A 19,287-nucleotide genomic window follows, 5' to 3' on the forward strand; every position below is an offset into this window, starting at 1 on the left:
TGCGTTCTTCCTCCTTCCCACAAAGAAGTCACGAGGCCCGCGACTGGCGGCGGAGGGCCATGCGGGGGCCGTCCCGGAGGGATGCTCGCGGGGGGACCGCCGGGGACGCGCCGTCCGACCGGCAGGCGCGCTAGGGTGCGGTCCATGGACCCTGTCCTCCTTGTTGGCACGGCGAGCCCCCACCTGGGACGCGCGCTCGGGCAAGCCCTGGGCGTAGCGCCCGCTGACTGCCACTTCGAACGTTTCCCCGACGGGGAAATGCACGTCGAGGTGCCCGAGCGGGTGCGAGGCCGCACCGTCATCCTGGTGCAGTCCACGACGCCACCCGCGGGCGAGCACCTGCTGGAGTTGCTGCTGATGGCGGACGCGTGCTGGCGCATGGGGGCCGCCCGCCTGGAAGCCGTGGTGCCCTACCTGGGCTACGCGCGGCAGGACCGGCGCGCCAGGCCAGGGGAGGCCCTGGGCGGCCGGCTGGTGGCAGACCTGCTGTCACAGGGCCGCTTCGCGCGCGTGCTGGTGGTGGACCTGCACAGCCCCGCGCTGGAAGGCTGCTTCGGCGCGCCGCTGGAGCACCTCACCTCGCTGCCCCTGCTGGCGGACGCGCTACGCGAGCATGTCACCGACACCTCCGTGGTGGTGGCGCCGGACCTGGGCGCGGTGAAGCGCGCGGAGGCCCTGGCGCGGCTGCTGAACCGACCGTGGGCGGTGATTCACAAGGTGCGGCTGAGCGGAGACGAGGTCCACGCCAGCGGGCTGATGGGCGAGGTGCGGGGACGCCGCCCGATTCTGGTGGATGACATGGTGTCCACCGGTGGCACCCTGGTCGCCGCCGCGGGCACCCTGCGCGACGCGGGCTGCACGGAGGACTTCACGGTGGTGACGACCCACGCCCTGCTGGTGGGCCCCGCCGTGGAGCGCCTGCGCAACCTGCCGCTCACCCGGCTGGTGAGCACCGACAGCGTGGAGCCTGTCCTGGGGCTGCCGTTCCAGCACCAGGTGGTGACGCTCGCGCCCCTGGTGGCCCGGGCCCTGCGGCCCTGACGGCCAGCGGACACTTCCCGCGCCCAGGCCCTGCCCGCCCGAGGGGGCCTGGACTGCTCGACAGCACCGATAGCCAGGGTGTGGGGTGCCATTCTCCCGCCCCAACGCACGGAGTCGGTTAGGCTCCCCGGCACCATGTCTGACACGCTGCTGACGAAGCTCGACTCGGGGGTCCTCACCCTCACCTTCAACCGGCCCGAGAAGAAGAACGCCTTCACGCATGCCATGTACGAGGCGGCCACCCGCGCGCTGAAGGACGCGGAGGGCAACGTCGACGTGCGCGCGGTGCTGCTCACCGGCGCGGGCAACGTCTTCACCGCCGGCAACGACATTGGCGACTTCATGGAGCACCCGCCCGCGGGCGAGGACAGCGCCGTGTTCCGCTTCCTGCGCGCGCTGGTGGACGCGGACAAGCCGGTTCTGGCGGCGGTGGACGGCCCGGCGGTGGGCATCGGCACGACGATGCTGCTGCACTGTGACTACGTGGTGGCCAGCGAGCGCGCGCGCTTCCACATGCCCTTCGTCCAGCTGGGGCTGTGCGCGGAGGGCGCCAGCAGCCTGCTCATCCCCAGGACGGCGGGCTTCGCGGTGGCCAGCGAGCTGCTGCTCTTCGGCGAGCCCTTCGACGCGGCCACGGCGCTGCGCGCGGGCATCATCAACAAGGTGGTGCCGGACGCCAGCCTCCAGCAGGTGGCCACCGAGCGCGCCACCACGCTGGCCTCCCGCCCCGCCGAGGCGGTGCGCGTGACGAAGCGGCTGATTCGCGAGCCCCTGCGCGCCCAGATTCGCGAGACGCTGGCCCGCGAGGGCGGCGAGTTCATCCAGCGCCTCCAGTCCGCCGAGGCGCAGGAAGCCTTCATGTCCTTCATGTCCCGCGGCCGGAAGTAGGGCCTGGCGGAACCTCCGGGCCCGGACACCCCATGAGGGATGCCGGGCCCGGCCGCCCGCGCGACTACCGCGACGTGGGTGCCTGCGGCGGACGCGGAGTGGTGCCCTTCGCGAGGAAGGACTCGACGCTGGCCGCCTGCGTCTTCTTCAGCGCGATGCACTGGTCCACGATCTCCAGCACCTGCGCCAGCAGCCGGGGGCCACCCGGCGCCTTCGCGCTGCGCGCGGAGAAGAAGTCCTCCACCTGCTGACGCTTGCCCGCATCACAGAAGTTGCTGCCGATGTAGGCCATGCGTCCGGCGACATCGAGGGGCAGCAGCGCCTCGGGTGAGTCCCCCACCAGCCGGTCGTAGTTCTCCTTCACGAAGTCGAAGGCCACGTCCTGGGTGCGCAGGCCCTGCGAGGCCGCGAACGCCATCCACACCGTCTCACGCGGGTCCAAGCCCTTCTCGAACACCAGGGCCAGGTTCTGCTTCACCAGCGCCGGGTCCGTGAAGCTGCTCAGCGCGCCGATGAGGTGCTGGCGCGTGCGCCGCTCCTTCTCCGAGCGCACCTCCGCGACGAGCTGCTCCCGGAAGGCCGCGTCGTTCTCGGTGGCGGCGAGGGCGAGCACCACGTCCACCATCTCCGGCGCCACCGCGCGCTTGTCCTTCATCCACTTGTTCGCGAGGGCACGCGCCTCCGCGAGCAGCTTCGGGTCCCTGCCGTCCCGTCCCGCCAGCCGCACCAGCCGGGGCCGGAGCAGGCGCGTGTCCTCGCTCTCGCCCTTGCGCGGGGCGAAGCCGAGCTGCCGCGCCCGGGGGCCGTAGGTCTCACGCAGGAAGCGGGCCCGGTCCTTCAGCTTCTCGTCCGGAAGCAGCCGCGAGCTGACCAGCTCCAGCAGGTCCAGCGAGGCCAGGGTGACGACGCGGTCCGGCTCATTCGCCAGGCGGCTCGTCAGGGCCAGGGCCTCGGCGGCGGGAATTGCTCCGGCCAGGGCCAGCGCGCGCACGTCCGTCAGGAACGTCACCTGCTCGGTGCGCGACAGCCGCTTCATCCCGGACTTCGCCAGCTTCGCCGCCGCGTCCCCATCGAGCTGAACCCGGAAGTAGCCAGCGCCCTCCGCGTTGGGGAACACCCAGTCCGGGCACGTCTTCGCCTCGCTCAGGGCCACCTCCGCGCGCTCGCCCTCCAGCAGCGTGCAGGTCCGGGCCTCCTTGCCGCCCGCCGCGTACTCCACGCACACCGGCACCTTCCACGTCTGCGGGCCCGGCGACGCGGCCCCCAGTCGCAGGTAGCGCTGCTGCGTGAGCACCACCTTCGCGCCGTCCGCGCCGCACGCCAGCGACGCGGTGACGAGCGGCGCCCCGCTCTGGTCCAGGAAGGTCCCCAGCATGCCCGTCACGTCCTTGCCCGCCTCGGCGGACACGGCGTCCAGGAAGTCCTTCGCGGTGGCGTTTCCACCCGCGTGCTTGCGGAAGTAGCGCTGGATGCCGCGTTGGAAGACCTCCCGGCCCAGCCACTCCTCCGTCATGCTGAGCACCGCGGAGCCCTTGCCGTAGGTGATGCCATCAAAGGCGTTGTGAATGTCGTTGGCGCTCTCGATGGGCTGGCGGATGCGGCGCGCCGACAGGAGGCTGTCCGCGTCCAGGGCCCGGGCGCGGTCGTGCACACGCTCGACGGGGGCGTCCCAGGCGGGGCGCCACGTTTCGACGATGCGCGGAGTCATCCACGAAGCGAAGGCCTCGTTGAGCCACAGGTCATCCCACCACTGCATGGTGACCAGGTTGCCGAACCACTGGTGCGCCAGCTCGTGCACCTGCGTGTCGGAAAAGGCACGCTGGCGGCCCAGCGAGTCTTCCTCCGGCTTCGCGAGGATGAGGCGCGAGTTGAACGTCACCAGGCCCGGGTGCTCCATGGCGCCGCCCAGCAGCGGCACCGCCAACACGTCCAGCTTCTCGTACGGGTACGGGATGCCGAAGTAGTCCTCCAGCGCGGCGAGGATTTCCGGCGTCACCTGCGCGGCGTAGGCGCCCTCCGCCGTGCGGCCGCGCGGGGTGATGATGCGCGTCTTCACCTTCTTCTGACCCGCGTCCGCGGCGGGGAGGAAGTCGAAGGGCCCCACGCCGAAGGCGATGAGGTAGCTGGGCAGCGGCTGCGTGCGCGCGAAGCGGTAGGTGCGGCCACCGTCCGGGCGCACCTCCTCCGACTCCTGCGGCGTGTTGGTGACGGCCACGACGCCCGCGGGCACGTGGAAGGTGAGTTGCCACGGCACCTTGAAGCCGGGCTCGTCGAAGGAGGGGAACACGCGGCGCGCGTCCACCGGCTCGAACTGGGTATAGATGTACCAGTCCCCGCCTTCATTGACGCGGAAGGCGCCGTCCGTCTCCTTCTCCGACGCGACGCCTTCATAGTTGATGACCAGTCTCGCCCGGCCGGCGGCCAGCGGCTTCGCCATAGAGAAGCCGAGGAAGTCCTCCTCGCCCTTCACGGGCGTCCCGATGAAGGCCGAACCGTTCTGGATGAACACGGCCCCCGTCACGTTGAGGCTCTTGGCGTGCAGCCACACCACGGACGTGGGCTTCGTCACGTCGAGCGTGATGTCCATCGCGCCCTGGAACGAGGACACCTTCGGGTCCAGCGTGAGAGCCACCTTGTAGCCGGTGGGGCGCACCTCCGTGGGCAGGCGCAGCTTCGGTGACTGCGGCGTGGCGGAGACGGCCTGTCGTAACGCCTGGGCCGAGGGGGGTTCAGCGGTGGCGGGAGGGTTCTGCCGGGCACCGCACGCACTGAGGAGGGCGACAGCGGCCAGTGCCGCTGGACGGAGCAGGTTGGGCATGGCGCGCAGTGTGTCCCATGCCAAGCGAGCAAGGTAGCGCGCAACAGGCAGGTGTGGCCTTGCCGTCATCTCCACTTCGAGGTGGAGTGCGTCACGTGTCCCAGATTGCGCCTGTATCCCCGCCCCCTGACTCACCCGCCGTGACGCAGAAGCTCCCGTCAGAGCACCTGCGCCGCATCGTCGGCACGCCACCCGGACGGGTGGTGGGATTCCTCACGCGCTTTGTCTGGGCGTTCTTGACGTGGCTGTCTCCGGAGTCGCGTGACGCGCTCGCTCGCTTCGTGGGCAACCTCGCATACAGGCTGGGTATCCGTCGTCGCGTGGCGTTGGAAAACCTGGCCATGGCGATGCCGGAGAAAAGTGACGCGGAGCGCCGGGAGATTGCGCGCGGCGCCTACATCAACATGTCGCGCGTGGTGCTGGAGTCGCTGCCCTCCGGCGACCGGCTGCCGCTGGACTGGGCCGAGCAGGGCGTGGAAGGCGATGCGGCCTGGCAGGCGCTGAAGGCGCGCGTGGCCACGGGCAAGGGCGCGCTGATGGTGACGGCGCACTTCGGCAACTGGGAGTTGCTGGGGGACATGCTCATCCGCCATGGCATCCCGCTCGATGCACTGGTGCGTCCGCTGAAGGGCGCGCTCAACACGCGCATCGCGGAGAACCGCGTGAGAATCGGCGCGGGCCTCATCTATCCGCGAGGCGCCATCCAGGAAATCATCGACGCGGTGAATCGCGGCGAGTCCCCCTTCATGCTGCTGGACCAGGCGCTGCCGGCGAAGGGGGCGGCCTTCGTGCCCTTCTTCGGCAAGCTGGCCTCCACCACGCCGGCCATGGCGGTGGCGGCGGCGCGCACGGACGCCCCGGTGTTCGTGGTGATGAGCGTACGCAACGGCCGAGGCGGCGCCCGCTTCCGCATCGAAGTGGAAGGCCCCATCCTCCCGCCCGCGCCGGGTGAGTGCGCCGACCCGATTACGGAGCACACCGCGCGCGTGACGGCCGCGATGGAGCGCTGCATCCGCAAGTACCCGGACCAGTGGATGTGGCTGCACCGCCGCTGGAAGGTGCAGCCGCCACCGGAGGCCGCACTGCCCGCCGGGACTACGCCACCACCGTCCGCTTCAGGTGCGCCCCCAGCCGGGTGACGACCTCGTAGTGAATCGTCTGGGCCCAGCCGGCCAGTGACTCGGCGGGCACGGACTCCTCGCCGTCGCGGCCCATCAGGGTGGCCGTCACGGGGCGCTCGTCGGACGTGGCGCGTGTCACGTCCACGATGAGGTGATTCATCATCACCCGTCCCAGCACCGGACACCGGCGGCCATTCACCAACACGTGCGCCTTGCCCGACGCGAGGCGCGGGTAGCCGTCGTAGTACCCCACCGGCAGCACCGCGATGCGCGTGGGCTCCGGACACCGGTACGTGCAGCCGTAGCCCACGTAGCTGCCCGCGGGCAGCCACTTCACCACCTGGCTGCGGCACCGCCACGACAGCACCGGCTTGAGCACCGGAACCTCGCCCAGCACCAGCCGCGCCGACAGCCGCGTCTCCGGCGACGGCCACAGCCCGTAGAGCGAAATCCCCACGCGCAGCGCCTCGTAGCGGGCGCGGGGCAACACCAGCGTCGCGGCGCTCGCGGCGATGTGCCTTTGCAGCGGCCGGGCCGGCGCCAGTTGCTCGGAGAGGAACGCCAGCCCCTTCTCGAAGGCGTCCACCTGCCCCAACGCGTAGCCCTGCTCCGTCACGTCCTCCGTGTTGGCGAAGTGGCTGAGCGCGCCCACCACCTCCAGCACGTCGCGGGACTCCGAGAGGAAACGAGACTCCGTGGGAAGGCCCTCCAGCGTGAAGCCCTCGCGCCCCAGGCCGGTGTCGAGGTGGACGTGGACCCGCAGGGGCCGCTCCAGCTTCGCCGCACGCAACACCGCCGCCGCGTCCGCCCAGCCACGGTCCGCCACCACCGCGTCCACGCCCTCGCGCGCCAGCACCACCGCCTCATCCGGCGCCACCGCGCCCAGGACGAGCACCTGCCGTGGCGCCAGTCCCCGTGCCCGCTCGTACTCCCGCACCTTCAGCGCGTCCTGCGGGGCAATGACATAGAGGAGGTCCACCTCGCCGTGGACCACGGGCAGCACCTGCGCCAGCCCGTGCCCATACGCGTTGCCCTTGAGCACCACCCCCAGGGCGCGCGGCGCCGCCCCCTGCCCCTCCAGGGCCCGGAACACGGCGACGTTGTGCCGCAGAGCGGACGCACTCAACTCCAGCCACGAGGAATGGACCGCGTCTCCTGGGCCACTGCCGATTGACTCCACGTTCACCTCCACCACGCTCGCAGCCATACCAGCAATGTGCGGGCCATGCGCCAGGCGCGGCCCGTATGCCACACCCGCCCGCGCGCGGAGCAGGCGGACGGCGGTGGCAACACCCCGGGTCCATGCCGCCTCGTTGCTGGAAGAGCCGCTGGGGAAGCATTGTCGGCCTTGACGGTTGAACCGCCCGGAGCGGTTTTCCGGAGGCAGTGCCATCGACTCGCGCGTGTCCCCCATGGACTTATCCCTGGCCCAGGCCTTCGTCGCGGCACGCGGTGGCACGAAGGCGTCTTCACCGGAGTCGCTGGCCCCACTCCAAGCACGGCTGGCCCAGGCCCTGGACATGGCGCGCGCGCCCTGGCCCGGGGTGGACCTGGAAGGCCGCCACTTCGTCAGTCACCTCGCCCGGCTGCTCCCCGGTGACGGCACGGCGGTGGCGGTGGAGACACTGAGCCTGCCGGACGTCTACCTCGCTCGCGCGGCGGCGGACGGACTGCCCACGGCGCTCTCCGCGTTCGAGGCGCGCTACCTCCCGGAGGTGAATCTCGCGGTGGCCCGGCTGAAGCTGCCGCCCTCGGGCCTGGACGAGGTACGCCAACTCTTGCGTCAGCGCATGCTCGTGGGCAGCGCGGAGACACCGGCCCGGCTGGCGGCCTATCCGGGCACGGGCCCGCTGAGTGGCTGGGTGCGCGCGGCGGCGCTGTGGCTCGCCCTGGACTGGCAGCGGCAGCGCGGCGGACCGGCGGACTCCACGGACGACGGCGACCTGTCGATGCTGGTGTCTCCCGAGGACGACCCCGAGCTGGCCTACCTCAAGCGCACGTACCGCGCCGAGTTCAGCGACTGCTTCTCCACCGCGCTCCTCGCGCTGGAGCCGCGCCAGCGCAACGTGCTGCGCCTCAAGTACCTGGACGGCCTGAGCATCGACCAGCTCGCCGCGCTGTACGGCGTGCACCGCTCCACCACGGCGCGCTGGGTGCTGGACGCGCAGGAAACCCTGCTCCAGCGGACGCGGCAACGGCTCACCGAGCGCCTGCGCCTCACGTCCTCCCAGCTCGACAGCGTGCTGCGCCTCATCTCCAGTCAGCTCGACGTGAGCCTCAGCCGCCTGCTGCGCTCGCGGATGAACGACTGACGCGCGCGTCCCATGGCCTGCTTGGATGAAAACACGTTCGTGGCGCTGCTGATGGGGGGCCTGCCTCCCGCGCGCGCGACGGAGGTGGATGCGCACCTGGACACCTGCTCCGCCTGCCGCCGCATGGTGGCCGAGGCCCTGCGGGCGCAGGCCCCCGACGACCACCCGCCCGGGGCCACCACCGTGCTGACGAACTCCCGGCCGCCCTCGGGAAAAGGGCCCTCGCTGGAGCGAGGCACCGCGGTGGGCCGCTACCTGGTGTTGGAGCGGCTGGCCTCCGGAGGCATGGGCGTCGTCTACAGCGCCTACGACCCGGAGCTGGACCGGCGCGTGGCGCTCAAGCTGCTGCGCGTCGCGGCCCTGGGCCTGGAGGCGGAGCAGGGCCGCGCACACCTGCTGCACGAAGCGCAGGCCATGGCGCGCGTCTCCCATCCGCACGTGGTGCCCGTCTACGACGTGGGCACCTTCGGGCCGCAGGTGTTCCTCACCATGGAGTTGGTGGACGCGCGGACGCTGCGCCCCTGGCTGAAGGACGCGCCTCGGACGTGGCGACAGGTGTTGGCGCTGTTCCTGGACGCGGGCCGGGGACTCGCGGCGGCGCACGCGGCGGGCGTGGTCCACGGGGACTTCAAGCCGGAGAACCTGCTGGTGGGCCAGGACGGCCGCGTGCGCGTCACTGACTTCGGGCTCGCGCGCAACGCCAATCCATTGGACGACGTGTCACCCCTGGCGGGAGGCACGCCCGCGTACATGGCCCCCGAGCAGATGGAGGCCCACGCGCCCGCGGATGCCCGAAGCGACCAGTTCGCCTTCTGCGTCACGCTGTACGAAGCCCTCTACGGCGAGCGCCCCTTCGCCGCCACCACCCCGCACGAACTGCTGACCGAGGTCCGCGCCGGCAAGGTGCGGCCCGCGCCCCGGGGCACACACGTCCCGCCCTGGCTGCGGCGCGTGCTGCTGCGGGGGCTGTCCGCCAGTGCCATGGGCCGGTACACGGACCTGAATGCCCTGCTGGTCGCGCTTCAGCACGACCCGGCCTCGCGCTGGAAGCGCTGGTTGCCCGCGGTAGGCGGCGCGGCGCTGCTGATGATGGCGGTGGGCCTCACCCACGCGGTGCACGCCAGCCGGGCACGGGCATGCCAGAGCGCCGACGAGGCCATGGCCTCGGTGTGGGGGCCGGAAGCGCAGCAGACCATCGAGTCCGCCTTCCTCGCGACGGGCAAGCCCTTCGCGCCCGCCGCATGGCTCCGCGTGCGGCGCACGTTGGATGCGTACACCGCGGAGTGGGCGTCGATGCGAACCTCCGCTTGCGAGGCCACGCGCGTGCGGGGTGAGCAATCCGAGCAGGTGCTCGCGCGGCGCATGCATTGCCTGGATGGACGGCTGGCGGAAGTGGCCGCCCTCACGCAGCTCTTCACCCGGGCGGACGCGGGCACCGTGGAGCTGGCCGCGCGCGCCGCGGAGGCCCTGCCGCCGCTGGGCAGGTGCTCGGACCTGGCGGCACTGGCGGCACGTGAGCCCCAGCCCACGGACGGCGCCTCTCTTGAACGGGCACGGGCGCTGGTGCGGGTGCGAGCCCTCAAGGCCGCGGGCAAGTACACGGAGGCGGTGGCGCTGCTGGAGCCCGTGGTGAAGGCGGCGAAGGACGCGGATGACCGCCACGGCGGCGCGGACGCCCTGCTGCTGATGGGACAACTGCGGGAGGAGACGGGGCAGCCGCGCGACGCGGAGACCACCTACTTCGACGCCGTGTGGAACGCGGAGGCCGGGCGCAACGACGTGGCGGCCGCGCGCGCCTGGACGCGGCTGGTGCATGCCTCCGGCTATGTGCTGGACCAGCACGCCCTGGGACACCGGTGGCGTGAGCGCGCGGAGGCCGCCATTGAACGGCTGGGCGGTGACGGCGTGCTGCGCGCGCAGCTCCAGGCCCGGGTCGGCGCGCTCCTCTTCGCGCAGGGGCGCTACACGGAGGCGGCCGAGCAGCAGGAGTCCGCCCTCTCGCGATTGGAAGCCACCTATGGGCCCGACAGCCTGGAGGTCACCGACGTCCGGCTGGAGCTGGGTGCCACGCGCATGGCGCAGCTGCGCGCCGACGAGGCGATGCGGCTCTTCGAACAGGCGCTGAGCACGCGCCGCGCGGCCCTGGGCCCCAGCCATCCGGACGTGGCACGTGCCCAGCTGGAGCTGGCCTATGCGCACTGGCGCAGGTCTGACGTCGAACAGGTGGAAACCCTGGCCCGCGGCGCGCTGGAGGTCTTCGAGCGCGCGCTCGGCCCCGAGCACCCGGATGTCGCCTCCGCCATCAATCCCCTGGCCGCGGCCCTCCAACGGATGAACCGCTCCGATGAGGCGCTGCGGCTCCAGGAGCGCGCGCTGGACATCGCGCTCAAGGTCGAAGGCGCGGACGGCGCGGGGGCGCTCATCACCCTGGGCAACCTGGCCACGTTGATGGCGCGTGCCGGCCGCTCCGAAGAGGCCCTGACCCGCTTCCACACCATGCTCGCGCCGCTGGAGCAGCGGCTGGGCGCCCAGCATCCCTACGTGGCCCAGACGCTGCGGGCCACGGGCAAACTCTTGATGATGGACCAGCGCTACACCGAAGCCCTACCCTACCTCGAGCGCGCCCGCGCCATCCTCGATGCGCGCGAGGACGATGCCTACGGCTACCGGACGGGGACGCTGATGGACCTGGGCCGCGCGCTGCTCGCGCTGGACCGACCGCTTCAGGCCGCCGAGCTCCTGGAGCGGGTGGTGACCAGCGGAGCCCCGTCGCCGCAGGCGCCCAGCGAGCAGGCACGCGCGCGTTTCCTTCTGGCACAAGCGCTCTGGGACGCGAAGCGGGACCGGCCTCGCGCGCTTCAGTTGGCGGAGGAAGCCCGTGAGTCATTGGTGACGCTGGGGACGTCAGGGCAAGAGGCGCTGGAGGAAGTGGATGCCTGGCGGGCACGCCTGCCCAGGCCCACACACATTCCCGCCGCGCGAGCCCCCTGAATGCCTGACACCCGACAGAGGGTTTCCGGATAGATGCAAAGCGCATTAAAGGGAGGGCGGATGCGAACGCTCTTCATTGGAGACGTGCACGGGTGCGCGGAGGAGCTGGACGCGCTGCTGACGCAGTGCGCCTGGCGGCCGGACGACCGCGTGGTGCTGGTGGGAGACCTGGTGGCGAAGGGCCCGGACTCCGCCGGTGTGGTGCGCCGTGCGCGTGAGAAGGGCTTCCTGGCGGTGCGGGGTAACCATGACGCCCACGTGTTGCGATGGCACGCCGGCCGGGGGCCGCGCGGCAAGAAGCTGAAGCCCGAGCATCAGCAGGTGCTGGACACCCTGACGCCCGAGGACTGGGCGTGGCTGGAGTCCCAGCCGCTGTACCGCTTCTTCCCTGAACTGAACGTGGTCGCCGTGCACGGCGGACTGGTGCCAGGCGTACCGCTGGAGGCGCAGAAGGAAGACGAGCTGCTCAACCTGCGCAGCATCCTGCCGGATGGGACGCCGTCGAAGCGCGTGGACGCGGGCGCGCCCTGGGCCAGCCTGTGGCAGGGGCCAGAGCTGGTCATCTTCGGCCACGACGCCATGCGGGGCATCCAACGGCACCCGCATGCGGTGGGGCTGGACTCCGGCTGCGTGTACGGCGGCAAGCTCTCCGCCTACGTGATGCCGGAGGGCCGCCTCGTGTCCGTCCTGGCGAAGCGCGCCTACGTGGACGTGGACGCCTCCTAGAAGAAGGAAGCGTCCACGCGCGTCATCACGTCGCCGGGGGCCGCACCACCAGCACGGGCCGGTCCGTGCGCAGCAGCAGGGACTGCGTCACCGAGCCCAGTACGGCGCGCTTCCAGCCCGACCGCCCATGCGTGCCCATGACGATGGCGCTCGCGCCCAGCCGCTCGGCCGTCTGCGCCAGCGTGGCCACCACGTCCTTGCTGCCGGGGATGATGTTCAGCCGCGCGTTCCGGTCATTCGCGCTCTTGGGGACGAGCGCCGAGAGTTGCTCGCGCATCTGGGCCTCCTCCTCGAGTGACGGCTTCGATTCCGTGGCGTGCACCAGGTGCACCGTGCCGCCCGGAGCCGTCAACGCGAAGGCATGGGCCACCGCGCGGTTGCCCGTCTCCGAGAAGTCCGTGGCCACCATCACCTCACGGTACTCCGGCAGCGGTGTGTCCGTGCCCACCGTCATCGCCTGCGCGGGCACGCACACCACGGACATCCGCGCCAGCCGCAGCGCATGGCGCGATACACTCCACAGCCGCCCCAGCGCGCGCCGGTGGTGCGTGCCCACCACCAACAGGTCCGCGTGCTCCTGCTCGGCCAGGTCCACCAGGTGGTCGGCGATGCGTCCCACGCCCACCTCCACGCGAGAGCGCACGGGCGTTCCGCCCTGGGCCAGCGGGGCCAGCAACTCCGCGCTCTCCCGCTCCAGCACCTGCTGCAGCTCGGGGAGGGCCTCACCGTAGGCCAAGGCATGCCGCAGCCCCAGGCGGCGGGCTTCCTCCTCGGGCCAGTAGACGCGTCCGCCCATCACGTCCACCCGGCCACCCTTGCTCAACGTCAGCACCCAGTCGCGCGCCGCCTCGAAGGGCAGCGAGCGGTCCACGCCGAGGAACACCTTCAGGGGCCGCTCGCCCCGGACCCACGCCTCCAGCGGTGCAGGGTCGCGCATGACGAGCAGGGGCACCGTCAGCGACTGCGCCATCCGGTCCACCGTGCCACCCTCGCCCCCGAAGGGCGATTCGTCCGCGGCTCGCGATGCCACCACCAGCGAGGCACCCTGCTCCCGGCAGAACCCCTCCAGCATCACCGCCGGCTCGCCGGTGAGGAGCACGGGCTCCACCTTCACACCCAGCTGCTCCAGGCGCTTCGTCTCGTCGCTCAGCACCGCCTCGGCGGACCCCAACAGGGCTTTGCCGAAGGCGCGCACGGAGTCGGGGTTGAGGACATGAACCAGCCACAGGGACGTACCGGCCTTGCGAGCCAGCTCCGCGGCCAGCGTGGAGGCCCGCCGCGCGGTGTCGGAGAAGTTGGTGGCGCAGACAATGGACATGACAGCTCCAGGTTCGAGTGGGGCGTGGAGTGGAAATCAACGCGCGCGGAGCACCTGCTCGGCGCGCACCTCGTTCACCAGGGGCTCGCCACGTTCGAAGGCCTGGAGGCTCGCCAGCGTCGTCTCGGCGATGTTGGCGAGCGCCTCATGGGTGAGGAAGGCCTGATGCGACGTGACGAGCACGTTCGGAAAGGTGAGCAGCCGCGCCAGCACGTCATCCTGGAGCACCTGCCCGGAGAGGTCCTGGAAGAAGACGCCCTCCTCTTCTTCATACACATCCAGTCCGGCCCCGCCGATGTGGCCGGACTTGAGCGCGGCGACCAACGCCTTGCTGTCGATGAGCGCGCCGCGGCCGGTGTTGACGAGCATCACGCCCCGCTTCATCCGCGCCAGCGCCGCCGCGTCCACCAGGTGTCGCGTGCCCGGCGTCAGCGGGACATGCAGCGTGAGGATGTCCGACTCGGCGAAGAGCGTGTCGAGTGGTGCGTAGCGCACGCCCAGCTCGCGCTCGAAGGCCGCGTCCGGCGCCACGTCGTAGCAGAGCACGTTGCAACCAAAGCCCTTGAAGATGCGCGCCGCCACGCGGCCGATGCGGCCCGTGCCCACCACGCCCACCGTCTTGCCGGCGAGGTCGAAGCCCACCAGCCCGTCGAGCGAGAAGTTCCAATCACGCACGCGTAAGAAGGCGCGCGGGATGTGGCGGTTGAGGGACATCACCAATGCCACCGCGTGCTCGGCCACCGCGTGGGGTGAGTACTCCGGCACGCGCGTGACACGCATGCCCAGCCGCCGCGCCGCTTCGAGGTCCACGTGGTTGTAGCCCGCGGAGCGCGCCGCCACGAGCCGCACCCCACCCGCGTGCAGCACCTCCAGCGTGGCCGCATCCACCTTGTCGTTGACGAAGGAGCACACGGCGGGAAAGCCCTCCGCCAGCGGCGCCGTCTGGAGCGTCAGCCGTGGCTCGAAGTAGGTAAGCGCATGTCCGAAACGTGCGTTGGCGGCCTCCAGCGCGTCCCGGTCGTATCGGTGTGTGTCGAAGACAGCCACCCGCATGCCTGCTCCCCTGCTCGGCGAGTCTATTTTCGCCGCGTACCGCCAGCGTCAATGCAAGGCCTGCTCCATGCAGCCCCCAGGCCGTGGGCCCTCGACAGCCGCGCAAAAGATGCGCAGCCAGGGGGCTCGCGGCAAAAGCTGCACGAACGGCGGACGCCCGCTCGCCCGGCAGCGGACTCGCGGGAGCGCGCGTCGAGGCCAGGGCCTAGCTTGAGTCTGAGGCGCCAGTACCCCCCTTTCGAGCGGAGCCCCCGACATGAACTGGCCGGAAGACACCGCGCTGCTGACGGACCTCTACCAACTGACGATGACGGAGGCCTATCTCGAGGAGGGAATGTGGGACGAGGCCGTGTTCAGCCTCTTCGCGCGCAAGCTTCCGCCCCGGCGTAACTACCTGCTGGCGGCGGGGCTCGACGATGCGCTGAGGTACCTGGAGCAGCTGCGCTTCGGCGCAGAGGCGCTGGACTGGCTGGCGTCTCAAGGCCGCTTCTCAAATCGGCTGCTCGGGTGGCTCGAACGCTTCCGCTTCAGTGGTGACGTGGACGCCGTCGCGGAGGGCACGCCGGTGTTCGCCGCGGAGCCCCTGCTGGAGGTCCGCGCGCCCCTGCCGGAGGCGCAGCTGGTGGAGACGTACCTCCTCAACCAGGTGCACTTCCAGACGACCGTGGCCTCGAAGGCCGCGCGTGTGGTGACCGCCGCCGCGGGGCGCCACGTCATGGAGTTCGGCTTGCGGCGCTACCACGGCACGGACGCCGGGCTGAAGGTGGCGCGCGCGGCGTACGTGGCGGGCGTGAACTCCACCTCCAACGTGCTGGCGGGGAAGGTGTATGGGATTCCGCTCGCCGGTACCATGGCGCACAGCTACGTGCAGGCGCACGACGACGAACTCAAGGCGTTCCGCGCCTTCGTTGGCGTCTATCCAAACGCCACGCTGCTGGTGGACACCTACGACACGCTGCGCGGCGTGCAGCACGTCATCCGGCTGGCGCGGGAGCTGGGCGAGGACTTCCAGGTGCGCTCCATCCGCCTGGACTCGGGAGATTTGCTCGCGTTGTCGAAGGCAGCGCGGGAGATGCTCGACGAGGCCGGCCTGGAGCAGGTGCGCGTGTACGCGAGCGGCGGGCTGGACGAAGACGCCGTGGCGAGACTGGTGGCACGCGGAGCGCCCATCGACAGCTTCGGCGTGGGCACGGCCATGGGCGTTTCGTCGGACGCGCCCGCGCTGGACATGGCCTACAAGCTGGTGGCGTACGCGGGGCGGCCCCGCGTGAAGCTGTCATCGGGGAAGCTGCTGCTCCCGGGCGCGAAGCAAGTCTACCGGCGGGAGGTGGACGGCGTGGCGCGCGGCGACGTGCTCACGTGCAGGCAGGACGCGGCGCCCGGAAGGCCATTGCTCCAACCGGTGATGCGCGGAGGACAGCGGTTGCCCGAGGCCTCACCGACGCTCGAGGACATCCGCGAATACACACGACGCGAAGTCTCACGGCTGCCGCCCGAGATTCGCGCCCTGTCGCCTGCCCAGCCGCCCTACCCGGTGGAGCTGGGACAGGCGCTGCTGCGGGCCCGCGAGCACGAAGTGGAGCTGTGGTCCGCGGCGACGTGAGCCGCGGTGATGCGCACGGGCACGGAGTCCCTTGGCGGCATTTCTCCAAGGCGGTAGGCAACGCCATGGCGACCAAGAAGACCGCTCCACCACGAGCCTCCGCGGCGAAAGCGAAGAAGCCAGGCAAGGCGCCGCCTGTCTCCATTGAGACCGCGTGGCAGGACCTGGAAGCGAAGCTGCGGAACACCTTGGGACAGAACGCCGCGGGCCAGCACCCGGCGGACCTGGAACCCATGCACATGACCTTCGAGCATGCGCCCGACCTGAGCTCGCTCCTTCCGGAGGACTATCAGCGCTTCGTCGAGGCCTTGGGCTACCGCTGGGTGTCCACCGGAAAGAAGGGCCTGTCCTTCCTGCCCCCGCGCTGGCGCCTCCAGGCCTCACAAGGCATGGGCGACCCAGGCCGGCAGTGGACGACCGTCCGGGAAGAGCGTGAGGCGGGACAGCACACCTACCGCTTCGTGATGTTCGCGTCCGAGGACCTCAATGACGTCAACGGCTACTGCTTCGGCAGGAGCGCGCACGACGACGCGCTGGTCGTCTGGTCCGTGGAAGACAGCCTGCCCACGCTCGAACTGGGGCCCTTCTCGCCATGGCTCACCAAGAAGCTCGCGGCGCTGAGCAAGGGCGCCTCCACGAAACCGAGCGGCAAGAAGGTCCCTTCGCTGGGTGATCCGCTGGGCCTGATGCAGGAGTCTCTCGGTGGAGCCGCGGCGAAGGCCCGCGACCAGGGGGCCGCGGCCATCCTGGGCACCTTCCCCCGGGACACGAAGGACATCTTCCTCATGGGGCGGAAGCTCGGCGTCGTCCCGGAGCTGATCGGCGAGTTCTCCGAGTTGGAGCGCCTGACACTGAAGCACGCACAACTGACGCAGGTGTCCGGCGCGCTGAGCCGGCTCACGAAGCTGAAACAACTCGACCTCGCCTGGAACCCGAAGCTGGAGACGCTTCCCCCCGAGCTCGGACAGTTGGAGGGACTGGAATCCCTCAACCTGGACAACACCGGCGTCCGCGCGCTCCCGAAGGTGGTGGGCCAGCTCACGCGCTTGAGGTACCTGGGCCTCAAGGCCACGCCCATGACGACCCTGCCGCCATGGCTGTCCCGGATGAGCAGCCTCAAGAACCTGGACCTCTACCAGACCTCCCTTCCGCCAGAGGAAGTCGAGGCCCTGAGACAGGCGCTCCCCGAATGCAACGTGGGCTTCCGGACTTGAAGTGCGAACCCACCAGGAAGGCAAGCGACGAGGTCCAAATGACCCCGGTGCGCCTTTCGGGTACTCCTGGGGTGGCTTCCTCTGAGGCCCAACCATCTGCCATGGTGGAGGGCCGTTTTTTTCTCGCTGGAGCGCAACATGAGTCTCCGTCTCGGCCCCGCCGTCATCCTTGGCTCGGCGCTGCTTCTGGGCAGCGCCTGCAAGAAGTCTGAGGACCCCGCCCCCGAGGCTCCCGCCACTCCGCCTCCGGCCCCCACCGAGCCCGCGCCTGGCTACACGCTGTCCTTCCTCGAAGCCGCGTCGCCCTCGGGCTGTACCTGGATTCGCCATGAGTCGTCGGGCACACGCAAGCCGCTCGCCACCGTGGACGCGGTGTGCGAGCGGCTCAAGCTGGCCTGGGGGCCGCGTGGCCGACAGGGCCTGGTGGTGGACCGGGGCAACGGCGAGCTGCCCCCGCGCGCCTGGCAGGTGGACTTCGAATCCGGCCAGAGCACCCGGCTCTTGCTGCCCGAGCTCGGCCACACCGACACGCTGGGCTTCGACGAAGCGGGCCACGTCGTCGCGCTGGTGTCGCAGTTGGAGGACCTGCCGCGGAAGATGGAGAGCGGCCGTGAGTACTTCCTCTTCGACGGCAAGCGCTTCCTCCTCCCGGAGGCGGAAGGCAGCCCGGGCCTGGCGCACGCGTATCGCCACGAGGCCGGCCAGTGGAAGCACCTGGAGACGGTGGCCACGCTGTACGAGATGGACGGCGCCCTGGGCACGGAAGCCCTGGCCACCGCCAGCCGGCTGACGTCCTCCACCTTCAGCCAGGACGCGGACCGGCTCTCCGAGTCGGAGCTGGAGGAAGGCAACGAAGACGCGGCCCGGCTGGACGCGGTGGTGAAGGACCGGGGCCACACGGCCTACGGCATGTGGGTCTCCATGGAGACACACCAGGGTCCGCTCTACGCCTGGGAAGCCGCGGGCGAGCTGCCCACGCTCATGCTCCCGCTGCGCTGGGAGGTGAACGACCGGCTGGTGGAGCCTGAGCAACTGGCGCTCGCGCCCACGTCGGCCGTGGCGCTGCGGATGCGCGGACGCCTGCTGCTGGTCTCCGCCGAGCAGGCCGCCCGCGTCTACGACGCGAAGACGAAGAAGCGCATCGCCGCGTTGGAGAACATCCACGGCACGCGCTTCTGGCCCCAGCAGCGGACCGTCACCGCCTCGGCGCCCGCCAGCACGGTGACGGAGCCATAGCGCCCGCGCGGCGCACTACCCGCCGATACCGGCGGCCGCGCCCACGACCGCCATCACCGCGTAGGCGGCGAAGAACAGGCCACAGGCGAGCAGCGGCGCCGCCAGGGCACCCACTGCCGCGGTGCCCCAGCTCGTGCGGTGCATGCTCCGGTACGCGAAGATGCGCAGCCCTAGAGCCCACAGGGGCGCGCCGTACATGCCACAGAAGGGAATCAGGCCCATCAGGTAGGGCGACAGCGACAGGGCGTTGGCGCGCAGGGTGACCTCGAAGGGCTGACCGGTGCCGTCCATCCGGAACACGAGGTGGTCCAGCGCGGAGTTGATGAGCGCGACGAGCATGCCCATGACGGGCGCCATCACCATCATCGCTCCGAACATCCCGACCCCGACCAGCCGGAACCCGCGCGGGGAGACGTTGTCGCCCTCCATCATCTCCGACGGGATGGCGAAGATGAGGGCCAGGTAGAAAAGCGCCGTGGTGAAGGAGGCGGCCAGGTTGGACAGCGCCGCGAAGCCCAGGGAGCTGCCCACCGAACCCTCCGGCCGCGCGCGCTCGAAGGTGGCCGTGGGACGCAGCATCACCGCCACACACGTCTGCCAGTACGCCCGCAGCGTCCCCAGCTCATCGCGCCGGTCCCACGGCAGGGCATCCGCGGGCACGCGGTCATGACACGCGGCGCACAGGGGCTCGTCCCGTGGCCCCTTCCGCAGGCACTGCGCGCACGCGAAGCTGCCGCACCGGCCACACGCATGCAGGCTGAGCAGCTCCGGGTGGACGGCACACACGGGGTCCGCGGAGCCTGGCGTGGCCTCCTGCAGAAGAGACGCGCCGCACCACGCGCAGCTCTGCGCGCCTGGGACGACGAAGGCCTGACAACGGGGACACGGGATGCGCATACGTGCCCCCATTCTCGCACGGGTGCCCACCGGGAAGCCCAGGGGTCGGCGTCATGCTTTCGCCCCACC

The 19,287-nt window shown here is 70.9% G+C and carries 14 protein-coding genes; 9 read left to right on the forward strand and 5 right to left on the reverse strand.

All coding sequences use genetic code 11. The features are described 5' to 3' along the window. Positions 1 to 135 precede the first annotated feature (135 nt). Together OZ403_RS37735 and OZ403_RS37740 are read left to right on the forward strand one after the other, a co-directional pair. Positions 136 to 1,041: a ribose-phosphate diphosphokinase gene (locus OZ403_RS37735; RefSeq protein ID WP_268783023.1), complete on the forward strand. Its 906-nt coding sequence runs from the start codon at positions 136 to 138 to the stop codon at positions 1,039 to 1,041. A gap of 135 nt (positions 1,042 to 1,176) precedes the next feature. Beyond that, entirely contained in the window at positions 1,177 to 1,929 is a 753-nt protein-coding gene (locus OZ403_RS37740; protein WP_140800404.1) for an enoyl-CoA hydratase, read from the forward strand. 64 nt (positions 1,930 to 1,993) lie between these two features. Here the strand turns inward: OZ403_RS37740 and OZ403_RS37745 are convergent, their stop codons facing one another. Beyond that, entirely contained in the window at positions 1,994 to 4,747 is a 2,754-nt protein-coding gene (locus tag OZ403_RS37745; RefSeq protein ID WP_268783024.1) for a M1 family metallopeptidase, read from the reverse strand. A gap of 95 nt (positions 4,748 to 4,842) precedes the next feature. Here OZ403_RS37745 and OZ403_RS37750 point away from each other — a divergent pair, with 95 nt between their 5' ends. Then, on the forward strand, positions 4,843 to 5,886 hold the full coding sequence (locus tag OZ403_RS37750; RefSeq protein WP_174259006.1) for a lysophospholipid acyltransferase family protein: 1,044 nt from the start codon (positions 4,843 to 4,845) through the stop codon (positions 5,884 to 5,886). Here the strand turns inward: OZ403_RS37750 and alr are convergent. Beyond that, a complete protein-coding gene (gene alr / locus OZ403_RS37755; protein WP_140796013.1) occupies positions 5,843 to 7,075 on the reverse strand; it encodes an alanine racemase in 1,233 nt (410 codons plus the stop codon). The genes OZ403_RS37750 and alr overlap by 44 nt on opposite strands. Before the next feature lie 205 nt (positions 7,076 to 7,280). Between alr and OZ403_RS37760 the strand changes: the two genes are divergently transcribed. From OZ403_RS37760 to OZ403_RS37770, 3 genes are read left to right on the forward strand one after another with little or no spacing between them, the layout of a single operon-like run. Continuing rightward, positions 7,281 to 8,180, forward strand: coding sequence for a sigma-70 family RNA polymerase sigma factor (locus tag OZ403_RS37760; protein ID WP_268783025.1), 900 nt, complete (start codon positions 7,281 to 7,283; stop codon positions 8,178 to 8,180). A gap of 12 nt (positions 8,181 to 8,192) precedes the next feature. Continuing rightward, positions 8,193 to 11,171, forward strand: coding sequence for a tetratricopeptide repeat protein (locus tag OZ403_RS37765; protein WP_268783026.1), 2,979 nt, complete (start codon positions 8,193 to 8,195; stop codon positions 11,169 to 11,171). Positions 11,172 to 11,231: 60 nt separating this feature from the next. Next, entirely contained in the window at positions 11,232 to 11,897 is a 666-nt protein-coding gene (locus OZ403_RS37770; protein ID WP_140796016.1) for a metallophosphoesterase, read from the forward strand. A 25-nt stretch (positions 11,898 to 11,922) separates the two neighbouring features. Here OZ403_RS37770 and OZ403_RS37775 read toward each other — a convergent pair whose 3' ends face one another. Both OZ403_RS37775 and OZ403_RS37780 read right to left on the reverse strand, forming a co-directional pair. After that, positions 11,923 to 13,215, reverse strand: coding sequence for a universal stress protein (locus tag OZ403_RS37775; RefSeq protein WP_140796017.1), 1,293 nt, complete (start codon positions 13,213 to 13,215; stop codon positions 11,923 to 11,925). Positions 13,216 to 13,251: 36 nt separating this feature from the next. Then, positions 13,252 to 14,268, reverse strand: a complete 1,017-nt coding sequence (locus OZ403_RS37780) for a 2-hydroxyacid dehydrogenase (protein WP_140796018.1) — start codon at positions 14,266 to 14,268, stop codon at positions 13,252 to 13,254. Positions 14,269 to 14,524: 256 nt separating this feature from the next. Here OZ403_RS37780 and OZ403_RS37785 point away from each other — a divergent pair, with 256 nt between their 5' ends. The 3 genes from OZ403_RS37785 to OZ403_RS37795 all read left to right on the forward strand — a co-directional run bounded on the left by OZ403_RS37785 (position 14,525) and on the right by OZ403_RS37795 (position 18,321). Further along, complete coding sequence (locus tag OZ403_RS37785) at positions 14,525 to 15,871, forward strand: nicotinate phosphoribosyltransferase (RefSeq protein WP_268783027.1); 1,347 nt, start codon at positions 14,525 to 14,527, stop codon at positions 15,869 to 15,871. Positions 15,872 to 15,936: 65 nt separating this feature from the next. Continuing rightward, positions 15,937 to 17,085 (forward strand): leucine-rich repeat domain-containing protein, encoded by a 1,149-nt coding sequence (locus OZ403_RS37790; RefSeq protein ID WP_268783028.1) that lies wholly within the window; start codon positions 15,937 to 15,939, stop codon positions 17,083 to 17,085. A gap of 138 nt (positions 17,086 to 17,223) precedes the next feature. Beyond that, the gene (locus tag OZ403_RS37795) at positions 17,224 to 18,321 is read left to right on the forward strand and encodes a hypothetical protein (RefSeq protein WP_140877933.1); all 1,098 of its coding nucleotides are present in this window, start codon (positions 17,224 to 17,226) and stop codon (positions 18,319 to 18,321) included. Positions 18,322 to 18,336: 15 nt separating this feature from the next. Here OZ403_RS37795 and OZ403_RS37800 read toward each other — a convergent pair whose 3' ends face one another. Continuing rightward, on the reverse strand, positions 18,337 to 19,218 hold the full coding sequence (locus tag OZ403_RS37800) for a YIP1 family protein (RefSeq protein WP_268783029.1): 882 nt from the start codon (positions 19,216 to 19,218) through the stop codon (positions 18,337 to 18,339). Positions 19,219 to 19,287: the final 69 nt, after the last annotated feature.

The organism is Myxococcus sp. NMCA1 (assembly GCF_026810205.1).
Taxonomy (GTDB): Bacteria; Myxococcota; Myxococcia; order Myxococcales; family Myxococcaceae; genus Myxococcus; species Myxococcus xanthus_A.